The following is a 10,072-nucleotide window of genomic DNA, read 5'->3' as shown; positions in this document are numbered from 1 at the left end:
GCGGCCCATCCCGACCCCCACCGCACGCCCGGGCGAGCGGCCCGCCGCGCGCGGACGCGCGACCTCCGGCGGGACCGCCGACGCGGTCTCCACCCCCGACGCGGCCTCCACCCCCGACGCCGGACCGCCCCCCTCGTGAGCCTCGCCTTCGTGTTCCTCGACGGGGTCGGGCTGGGACCCGACGCCCCCGACACCAACCCGTTCGCCGGCGTCGCGACGCCCACCTGGGACGCCCTCGCAGCGGGACGCGGCGCGACCTTCGCGACGCTCGACGCGACGCTCGGGGTGCCCGGCCGACCGCAATCGGCGACCGGGCAGGCGACGCTGCTCGCCGGCCGCGACGCCGTCGCGGCGATGGGTGGACACTACGGCCCCTGGCCCGGCCCGACCCTCAAGCGGTTCCTCGCGGCCGGCGAGTGGCTGGGGGCCACCGCCGCGCGCTACGGCCCCCACGCCGTCGCCTGGGGGAGCGCCTACCCCCGCGGGTTCTTCGAGGCGCTCGAGCGGGGCCGCCTCCGCCCCAACGTCCCGGTCCACGTCGCCCGCACCGCCGGCGTGACGTTGCCCGACCTCGACGCGTACGCGCGCGGCGACGCGGTCGCCGCCGACCTCGACGGCGCCGCCTTCGCCGCGATGGGCGTCCCGGCGCCCGGCGGGGCGCCGCCCGGCCCCGCCGGCGCGGAGGCCGCCGGCCGCCGCCTCGCGCGCCGCGCCGCCACGGCGCACCTCACGTTCCTCGACGTGTGGACGAGCGACGCCGCCGGCCACGCCGCCGACCTGGCCGCCGGCCGCGCCTACGTCGCGCGCCTCGACGCCTTCCTCGCCGGCCTCCTCGACGCCCGCGCGGCGGGCACGACCGTCGTGATCACCAGCGACCACGGCAACCTCGAGGACCTCGGGCACGGACGCCACACCCGCGCGCCCGTCCCGCTCGCCGCCGTCGGGCCGCACGCCGACGCGTTCGCGGGGGCGACGTCGCTGCTCGACGTCGCCCCCGCCGTCCGCACGGCCCTGGATCTCGCGTAAGCGCCCCGCCCCGCGGGGTCAGGGGCCGGCCGCCACCAACAGGATCGCTTCGTACCACGCCCCCACGAGCAACAACAGCGCCGCCCACGGCAGCGTCGTGAGCAACTTCCGGTAGCCCGCCCCGAGGGCCGGGAGGCCCTCGCGGGCGAGGGTCGCGAGGAGCATCCCGCCCCCCGCGACGACCAGGAAGTAGGCGCTCAACTCGAGCCCTGCCAACACCGCGAACGCCAGCAGCCCCGCCGCGCCCCCGCCGAGGCCGAGCGCCCCGAAGGCGGCCGCCTGCGCGAAGAACGACAGGCCCGCCAACAGGTACGCCGGCACGCCGAACAGCAGCGCGGATCCGAACAACAGCGTCACCGTCACCACCCCGAAGTTCTGGTAGAAGATCACGACCGCCGTGCGCACCACGTCGCCGCTCGCCAACGCCGACGTCGCCCCGACCGCCTCCAACGTGTCGGTCAACACGATCGCGATCGCGTCGTCGCACGCGTCGGGAAGGCCGGTGCCCGCGACGAACCCCGCCACCACGACCGCTGCGAGGCCGCCCATGGTGATCGCGACGACCCGCCGGTGCGTGCGCACGTGCCGCGCCCCCTCCGCCAACACCCGCCGGAGGGGCGAAGGACGCACGAGCAGCGCCACGACCGCGCCGGTCAGCAGCAGGAACGCCCACCCCGCGACGCGCCCCTGCAACCACGGCCGCCCCGGGGACGCCGGCGCCTGAAAGCCGACGCGTTCCACCCGCCACGCGCCGGCGGTCGCGTCGCCCGCCCCCGGGTCGCGCACCCCGGCCGCGACGTCCGTCCCGCCCGCTCGGGTGTCCTGCAGCACCACCTCGACGACCTCGAGGGTGCCGGCCGGCGTCCGCGCGGCGTACGTGAAGCGGCGGCGGTCGTCGGCGTCCGCGTCGCGCTCGACGCGGTCCTCGAGCTCCACCGTGGTGCCCGAGGGGGGTGGCGGCGCCGCCAGCAGGTCGGGCAGGCGCCGACACACCGTCTCCGCGTCCAGCGTCCCGACGTCCGCCAGGGGGATCGATTCGGTGTCGAGCCACGCGGTCACGGCGGCGTCGGCGAGGGCGGCGGGGTCGTCCCCCTGCAGCCCGACCGGCCCGGCCCCCCCGGGCATGGGTTCGGCCCCCTGCGCGAGGGCGGCCCCGACCCCGAACAGCGCCACGCAGGCGAGCAGGGCGCGGAGGACGAAGCGGGGGCGCAACGGGCGGGAAAGCGCGGACGCGCGGGACGCGAGCATCGAGGGCGCAGCATACCCGCCGACCGCTCCTGGCGGTCGCCGGCTGGTACGCTCGCGCGCGTGAAGCCGCTCGCCTGGACGTGGAACGCCGGCACCCGCACCGTGCGCGGGATCCACCCGCGCCTCGCGCGTCCCGACGACGCGTGGGCCGACGCGCACCTCGTCGGGCCCGAGCGGGCCCTCTTCCACGCCATGGACCCCCGCGAACGCGATCACGGGGTGCGCGTCGCGCGGACGTTGCTGCGCCGCACGCCCGACGTGGACGCCGTCGTGGTGCGCGCGGCGTTGCTGCACGACGTCGGCAAGGCCCGCCGCCGCTACGCCGTGCACGAGCGGGTGCTGGTGCACCTCCTGCCCGGACCCGTTCCACCCCCCGAACCGCTGCGGGTCGGCGTCGCCGGCGCCCGGCAGGTGGCGGCGCACCACCCCGCGTACGGCGCGGCGATGCTGCGCGACGCGGGCGCACCCGCCCGCCTCGTCGACCTCGTCGCTCGGCACCACGCCCCCGGGAACGACCCCCAAGCCCGCGCCCTTCACGACGCCGACCGCCGCACGTGACGACGCCGCCCGGCGACGCGACCGCGGCGTTGTTCGCCCGGCAACGCCTCGGTGTGGTGCCGGGGCTGGAGCGGATGGGCGCCCTCCTGGAGCGGCTCGGTCGGCCGCAGGACGCCTTCGAGGCGGTCGTGGTGGCGGGCACGAACGGCAAGGGGGGGACCGTTGCGCACCTCGACGCGATGCTGCGCGCGGGCGGCGCGTCGGTCGGCCGGTACGTCAGTCCGCACCTGACCCACCCGGGCGAACGGGTGGCGGTCGACGGCGTCCCGATGGACGACGCCGCCTTCGAGGCGGCCGCCGCGCACGTGAGGCCGCACGCCGACGCGACCGACGCGACGTTCTTCGAGGCGGTCACCGCCCTCGCCTTCGTCGCCTTCGCCGAGGCCGGCGTCGACGAGGCCGTCCTCGAGGTCGGGCTCGGGGGGCGGCTCGACGCCGTGAACGTCGTGACGCCCACCGCCTGCGCCGTCGCGCAGGTCGCCCTCGACCACCAAGCGCTTCTGGGGCCCGACGTCGCCAGCATCGCGCGGGAGAAGGCCGGCGTCCTCCGCACCGGGGTGCCCGCCTGGACGACGGCGCGCGGCGAAGCGCGCCGCGCCCTTCGCCAGGAAGCCGCCCGCCTCGGTGCGCCCCTCGCCGTCGCCGACGTCGCGCCCGCCCCCGACGCCGACGCCGAGCTGGAGATCGCGTCGCGTGGGCTGCGCGGCTCCGAGGTTCGCCTCCGCCGGCCCGGCCGCGCCGACGTGGACCTCGCGACGCCGCTCGTGGGGGCGGCGCAGGCCGGCAACGCCGCCCTCGCCGCCCTCGTCGCGCTGGAGCTCGGCGTGACGCCCGACGCCGTCGCGGACGGGGCGGCCCGGACCCGCTGGCCGGGCCGCCTCGAGGTCGTGGGCGACGCCACGTGGCGGCGCGTCGCGCCCGACGCACCCGCCGGCGCGGGCCCCCTTCTGCTGGACGGGGCGCACAACCCCGCCGCCGCGCGGGCGGCGGCCGCCACCCTCGAGCGGCTCGCGCTCCGGCCGACGCTGGTGGCGAGCGTCGCGGAGGACAAGGACGTCGCCGGCCTCCTCGCGGCGTTCGCCGGGACGGTGCGGGGCGTCGTCGCGACCCGCGCCGAGCGGGCGCCGCGCACCCTCCCCGCCCGCGACCTCGCGGCGGCGGTGGAGGCCGCCGGCCTGCCGCTGGTGGGCGTCCACGACGCCCCGCGCGACGCGGTGGCGGCCGCCCTCACGCACGGCGGCCCCGTGCTGGTCGCCGGCAGCCTGTTCCTGGTGGGGGAGGTCCGCCCGTGGCTGCGGGGGGAGCCGGACCCGGCGTGGGAACGCTGGCAGTGACGTCCCGCCGGTCGGCCGGAGTCGGCGGGGCGGCGCGCGTCGGCGGCGCCGCGCGCGTCAGCGGGGGTGGGCGAGGTGCTTGCGGACCGACACCGCCGCGATCACGGCGGAGGCGAGCGCGGCGCGCACGACGTCGTCGGTCGGCCACCCGCGGACGCTCAGGACGACGCCCGTGATGACCGGGAACGCCGCCAGCGTCGCGACGGTCGCGAGCGTCACGCGGCGGGTGAGGGCGATGGCGGCCACGAGAACGAACAGCGCCGTGACGCCGACCGACGGAAGGATCGGGAGGGTCAGGCCGAACGCCGGCGCGAGCGCCTTGCCGCCACGAAAGCCGACGTACGACGACCAGGCGTGCCCCACGACCGCCCCGACGCCGGCGACGAGCCCGAACGTCAGGCCCGCATCGGGGGCCAGGAGGCCGGCGAGGGCGACCCCCACGCCGCTGGCGGCGGCGCCCTTGCCGGCGTCCAACAGGAACGTCGCGACGCCCAGCTTCACGCTCACGTTCCGCGCGACGTTCATCGTGCCCATGCTGCGCGAACCGATTGCGAACACGTCGCGCCCCCCGAGCCGCGCCATCCACGCCCCGAACGGGAGGCCGCCCAGTTGGTAGCCGGCGAAGAAGACCGCCGCGAGCATCCCGAGGAGGTCCAACGACGCGCCCGCCATCAGGGGGCCACCCCCCGCGGTCCGGGGTCGCCCGCCGGGCCGGACGGCGGGCCGGCGATCGCCTCGAGGCTCTTCACCCGATCGACGTGCCACGCGACGTACCGCCCGAGGGCGCGCCACTGCGCCGGCCGGTCGGGCAACGCCTCGCGCAGCGTCGCGCGCGGGCGGTCGGCCACGAGGCGCGCGAGGCCGGCCGCGACGTCGGGGGCGAGGGCGACGCCCTCGCCGTCGGTCGCCAGTCGACCGGCGGCGACGTCCAGGCGGGCGCCCGCCCCGCCGTCGCCGACGGCCCCCTCGACCTCGGGGGCGAGGCCCGCGACGCGCAGCAGCATCCAGGCGTGCACCAACGCCACGCGCTCCGGATCCTCGTCGACGTCGAGGCCGCGGAGGCCGCTCGCGACCCACGCGTGCAGCGGTTCGCCGTGGTGCACGTCGACGCTCAGGCGGTCGGCGAGCTCGGCGAGCAGGTGCGCGTACGGGTAGACGCCGGGGTCGGCGAGGCGGGCGAGCGCCCCGCGGAGGGTGACCTGCGTGACGACCGCGAGGTCGTCGTCCCTGCGTTGGTACGTCTGGACGCGCACGTCGTGAAAGAGCGACAGCCGGCCCGGGTTCCCCCCCAACAGCCGTCCCTTGCGGGCCACCGCCCGCCACTTGCCGTCCTCGGAGAGGAGGGTGACGACGACGTCGCCGGACGGGAGGGGGGCGCGCCGGACGACGATGCCGTCGCGCACGCGGTAGCGGGATCCGGCCATGCCGTCATGCTACCCGGCGCGCCCCCCGCGTCAGGACTCGGCCTTCGCGCGGGCCTTCCCGAACGCGGTGCGGAGCTTGAACAACGCCCGCTTTTCGCGTTCGGCGACGTCGGCCTCGTCGAGCGACAGGGCGGCGGCGACGGCGGCGGCGTCCGCCGGTTCGTGCCCCGCCATGCCCTGCCGGCGCACGACGACGTCGCGGTCGGTGGCGTCCAAGCGCTCCAGGAACGGCTCGAGGTCGCCGTTCGTGGCCTTCGGGCGCTTCGGTTTCGCGGCGGCCTTCTTCTTCGCGCCCTTCTTGGGCGCGCGTTTCGAGGTCGCGGCCTTCTTCGTCGCCCCCTTCGCCGCCGACCGGCCCTTCTTCGTCCCCGCGCGGGCCTCGCGGGCCGCCAGCAACTCGAGCGCCTCGTCGAGCGTGATCGTGTCGGGGTCGTGCCCCTTGCGGAGCGACGCGTTGGTCTTCCCGTGCTTCACGTACGGGCCGTAGCGTCCCTCGTGCAGCTCCACCGGGGCGCCGTCGTCGGGGTGCGTCCCGAGCGTCTTGAGCGGTTCGGGGCGGCCGCGCCGCTGCTTCTTCGCGAGCAGCTCCTGGGCCCGCTCGAGCTCCACCTCGAGGACGTCGTCGCCCTTGCCGAGCGACGCGTACGTCGAGCCGTGCTTGACGTACGGCCCGTAGCGACCGATGCCGGCGACGACCTTCTTGCCGTCGTCGGGGTGGGTCCCGAGCGGCCGCGGGAGGTCCAACAGGCGTTTCGCGTAGCCGGCGTCGACGTCGGTCGGGGCGACGTTCGGGGGGAGCGACACCCGCTTGGGTTTGGCGTCCCCGTCGGGCACCCCCAACTGCACGTACGGCCCGTAGGGCCCGTTCTTCAGGAACACGGGGGTGCCGTCGGCGTCGTGCGCGAGCGGTTCGTCCCCCTTCGCCTCCATCGTGAGGAGCGCCTCGAGGTCCTCGCGCGTCACGTCCGCGGGGGCCCACTCCGCCGGGATGGAGGTCCGCACGACCGTGCCGTCCGCCTGCGTCCACACCGCCGACGGGCCGTACCGCCCCACCCGCACGACGTACGGGTCCCACTTCGCCGCGTGGATCGTGCTGATCTCGCGCGCGTCGATCGACTCGAGGCCCTCGTTCACCCGCGCTTCGATGCCGTCCTCGCCGCCGTAGAACTCGCGGAGGTACGGCGCGGCGTCGACCTCGCCCTGCGCGATCGCGTCGAGGCGGGCCTCCATCTCCGCGGTGAACTCGGTGTCGACGAGCCGCCGGAACTGGTGCTCGAGGAGGTTGTTCGTCGCGAACGCCGTGAAGGTCGGCACCAGCTGTTGGCCCTGCTTGCGCACGTAGTTGCGGTTCTGGATCGTTTCGATGATGCTCGCGTACGTCGACGGGCGCCCGATGCCCTCCGCCTCCAGCAGCTTCACGAGCGACGCCTCCGTCAGTCGGGCCGGCGGTTTCGTTTCGTGCCCGACCGGCTCGACGGCCTCGAGGGCGACCGCGTCGCCCTCGCTCAATTCGGGGAGCGGGGCGTCCTGGTCGTCGAGCGCCGCGTCGGGGTCGTCGCTGCCCTCGACGTACGCGCGGAAGAAACCGGGGAACGTCACCTGGCGGCCGCTGGCGCGCAGCGTCAGGGTGCGCCCGTCGGCGTTCCCCTCGAGCGTGGCGGTGACGTACCGCAGCTTCGCTTCCGCCATCTGCGTCGCGATGGTGCGTTTCCAGATCAGGTCGTACAGCGCCGCGTCCCGCCCCGTGAGGCGGTGTTCCTTCGCGGTCTTCATGGCGCCGCCCGCCGGGCGGATCGCTTCGTGCGCCTCCTGCGCGTTGCGGGCCTTGCCGCGGTACTGCCGGACCCGCTCGAACAGGTACGCCTCGCCGTACAGCGCCTCGACGCGCGCGCGGGCCGCGCCGATCGCTTCGCCCGACAGGTGCGTCGAGTCGGTCCGCATGTAGGTGATGAGGCCTCGCTCGTACAGGCCCTGCGCGACGCGCATCGTGTCGCGCGCCGACCACGAGAGCTTCCGGGACGCCTCCTGCTGCAGCGTCGAGGTCGTGAACGGGGGGGAGGGGTTGCGGCTCTGCTCGCGCGCCTCGACCTTCGCGACGGTGAACGTCGAGCCGCTCGCGTCGGCGGCGAGGGCGGCGGCCTCCGCCTGGCCGAGCACCTGCACGTTCTCGCCCGGCGTCATGCCGGCCTTCAGGCGTCCCGTGTCGTCGTCGAAGTCCTTGCCGGACGCCAAGCGGATGCCGGCGACGTGCGTGGCGGTCGCTTCGAACGGGGTTTCGCTCCCCCGCCGCGCGGTGGCGGTCAGGTCCCAGTAGTGGGCGGGCACGAAGGCGAGGCGTTCCTTCTCGCGTTGCACGAGCAGGCGCACGGCGACCGATTGGACGCGGCCGGCGGACAGGCCCTTGTCGATCTTGCGCCACAACAACGGACTGACGGTGTAGCCGACGAGGCGGTCGAGGACCCGGCGGGTCTCCTGCGCCTTCACGAGGTCGCTGCGCACGTCGCGGGTGTCCTCGAGCGCGGCGCGGATCGCGGATTCGGTGATCTCGTGGAACACCATCCGCTTCACCGGGACGGTGGGCTCGAGGACCTCGAGCAGGTGGTGGGCGATCGCTTCGCCCTCGCGGTCCTCATCGGTCGCGAGCACGAGTTCGTCCACCTTCTTCAGTTCCCGCTTGAGGTCGGCGACGACCTTGGGTTTCGTGACGACGTACACCGGTTCGAAGTCCTTCTCGACGTCGATCGCGAGGCGCGCCCAGGGGCGCTTGCGGACCGACGCCGGGATGTCCTTCGCGGTCTGCGGCAGGTCGCGGATGTGCCCCATGCTCGACGTCACGACGTACCCGTCGGGCAGGAAGCGTTTGATGGTGTTGGCTTTGGTGGGCGACTCGACGATGACGAGCGTCCGACCGGCGGCACGGGGTTCAGGCATGACGTCCCTTCGAATTCCGCCGCATTATAGGCGCGCCGCCGCATCTGTCAAGAGGCGCGAAAGTACGTCCTGGTCGGGCCTCGCGCGCCCGTGCGTGCGCGGGCGCGCGCACCCGTACGTGCGCCCGAGCGCGCGCTCGCGCGCGGGGGCGCGCCCCCGCGCCGCGACCGCGGGGACGGGGTGAGGACCTCTTCCGGAGGCGTCAGTCGAGGCGCCGGCGGTGGTGGATGGCGCGGCCGAGCGTGACCTCGTCGGCGTACTCGAGGTCCCCGCCGACCGGCAGGCCGTAGGCGATGCGCGACACCGGCACGGCGTGCTCCCCGAGCGCCTTGGCGAGGTACATCGCGGTCGCTTCCCCCTCGACGGTGGTGGAGGTCGCGAGGATCGCTTCGCGCACCTCGCCGTTCGCGACGCGCTCGAGCAGGCGGGGGATCGTGACGTCGTCGGGCCCGACGCCGTTCATCGGCGACAGCGCCCCGTGCAGCACGTGGTAGCGGCCCCGGTACTCGCCGGAGCGTTCGATGGCGAGGAGGTCGGCGGGCTGCTCGACGACGCACACCTCGCCGGTCTCCCGGGCGGGGTCGCGGCAGATGGGGCAGGCCTCCTCGTCGGCGTGCATGACGCCGGCGCAGCGGGGGCAGCGCCCCAGGTCGCGTTTCGCGGCGCGGAGGGCGTCGGCGAGCGCGTCGACGTCCGCCGCGTCGCGCTGGAACAGGTGAAAGGCGAGCCGTTGCGCGCTCTTCGGTCCGATGCCGGGCAGGCGACCGAGTTCGCGGATGAGCGTCGCGAGCGGGGCGGGGAAACTCACGTCGGGTGGACCCTCAGAGGCCCAACCCGCCGAGTCCGCCCATGCCGCCGAGCCCACCCATGGCGCCGCCCATCTCGCGCTCCTGCAGTTCCTTGGCTTTGCGTTGGGCGTCGGCGACGGCGGCGGCGACGAGGTCCTCGAGCAGGTCGACGTCCTCGGGATCGACGCTGCCGGGGTCGATCTTCACGCGCGTGACGTCGCCCGCGCCGGTGGCGGTGGCGGTGACGAGGCCCCCGCCGGCGCTGCCCTCCACCGTGAGTTCGGCGAGGCGTTGCTGCGCCTCCTCCATCTGTTTCTGGGCCTTCTGGGCCTCTTTCATGAGCTTCTGCATGTTCATCGTTCGCACTCTACCCGAGGCGCTCGCCCGGTTCGGCGTCCCCGGCGGGGTCGGCGTCGTCCGCCTCCCCGGGTCCGGGGGCCGATCCGTCGCCCGCGCCGGTCGCCTCCGGGTCCCCCTCGCCGTCCGCGTCGTCCTCGATCGGGTCGAGCGCGACGACCTGTCCGGGGAACAGCGCCTGCACCATCGCGATCGGGTCGCGGGCCTCCGCCGCGTCGCCGTCCTCGGTCGCGTCCGCGGTGGACGCCGGTACGGCCGCGCGGGAGGGTGCGGGGTCGGACGGTTCCGGGGTGGGCGCCTCCGGGATCGACGGCTCGGGAGGGGACGGCTCGGGAGGGGACGGTGCCGGGGTGGGCGACGCGTCGCGGGCCGGCGCGCGCTCCGGCGGGGGGCCGGCGGCCGCCTC

Annotated in this window: 10 protein-coding genes; 3 read left to right on the top strand and 7 right to left on the bottom strand. The window is 75.8% G+C overall.

From position 1 onward, the window contains the following. The first annotated feature begins 135 nt into the window (after positions 1–135). Positions 136–1,026: a hypothetical protein gene (locus RI554_08540; GenBank protein ID MDR9392058.1), complete on the top strand. Its 891-nt coding sequence runs from the start codon at positions 136–138 to the stop codon at positions 1,024–1,026. 18 nt (positions 1,027–1,044) lie between these two features. Here RI554_08540 and RI554_08535 read toward each other — a convergent pair whose 3' ends face one another. Then, the gene (locus RI554_08535; protein MDR9392057.1) at positions 1,045–2,274 is read right to left on the bottom strand and encodes a hypothetical protein; all 1,230 of its coding nucleotides are present in this window, start codon (positions 2,272–2,274) and stop codon (positions 1,045–1,047) included. Between the two features lie 60 nt (positions 2,275–2,334). On the opposite strand from RI554_08535, the gene RI554_08530 reads away from it, so the two are divergent. Beyond that, positions 2,335–2,832: an HDIG domain-containing protein gene (locus RI554_08530; protein ID MDR9392056.1), complete on the top strand. Its 498-nt coding sequence runs from the start codon at positions 2,335–2,337 to the stop codon at positions 2,830–2,832. Beyond that, positions 2,829–4,166 carry a bifunctional folylpolyglutamate synthase/dihydrofolate synthase gene (locus RI554_08525; GenBank protein MDR9392055.1) on the top strand — a complete coding sequence of 446 codons (1,338 nt, stop codon included), beginning with the start codon at positions 2,829–2,831 and terminating at the stop codon, positions 4,164–4,166. The genes RI554_08530 and RI554_08525 overlap by 4 nt, the downstream gene beginning before the upstream one ends. Positions 4,167–4,223: 57 nt before the next feature. Here the strand turns inward: RI554_08525 and RI554_08520 are convergent, their stop codons facing one another. The 6 genes from RI554_08520 to RI554_08495 form a co-directional block, all read right to left on the bottom strand. Next, entirely contained in the window at positions 4,224–4,838 is a 615-nt protein-coding gene (locus tag RI554_08520) for a glycerol-3-phosphate acyltransferase (protein ID MDR9392054.1), read from the bottom strand. After that, positions 4,838–5,590: a DNA repair protein RecO C-terminal domain-containing protein gene (locus RI554_08515; GenBank protein ID MDR9392053.1), complete on the bottom strand. Its 753-nt coding sequence runs from the start codon at positions 5,588–5,590 to the stop codon at positions 4,838–4,840. The genes RI554_08520 and RI554_08515 overlap by 1 nt, the downstream gene beginning before the upstream one ends. Positions 5,591–5,620: 30 nt before the next feature. Next, a complete protein-coding gene (gene topA / locus RI554_08510; protein MDR9392052.1) occupies positions 5,621–8,521 on the bottom strand; it encodes a type I DNA topoisomerase in 2,901 nt (966 codons plus the stop codon). A gap of 202 nt (positions 8,522–8,723) precedes the next feature. Further along, positions 8,724–9,329: a recombination mediator RecR gene (recR, locus tag RI554_08505; GenBank protein MDR9392051.1), complete on the bottom strand. Its 606-nt coding sequence runs from the start codon at positions 9,327–9,329 to the stop codon at positions 8,724–8,726. Between the two features lie 13 nt (positions 9,330–9,342). Next, positions 9,343–9,666 carry a YbaB/EbfC family nucleoid-associated protein gene (locus tag RI554_08500; GenBank protein MDR9392050.1) on the bottom strand — a complete coding sequence of 108 codons (324 nt, stop codon included), beginning with the start codon at positions 9,664–9,666 and terminating at the stop codon, positions 9,343–9,345. A 10-nt stretch (positions 9,667–9,676) separates the two neighbouring features. Continuing rightward, positions 9,677–10,072, bottom strand: a 396-nt coding sequence (locus RI554_08495) for a hypothetical protein (GenBank protein MDR9392049.1), incomplete at its 5' end; no start/stop codon positions are given.

Source organism: Trueperaceae bacterium (genome assembly GCA_031581195.1).
Taxonomy (GTDB): domain Bacteria; phylum Deinococcota; class Deinococci; order Deinococcales; family Trueperaceae; genus SLSQ01.
This window is presented reverse-complemented; position numbering and strand designations above follow the sequence as displayed.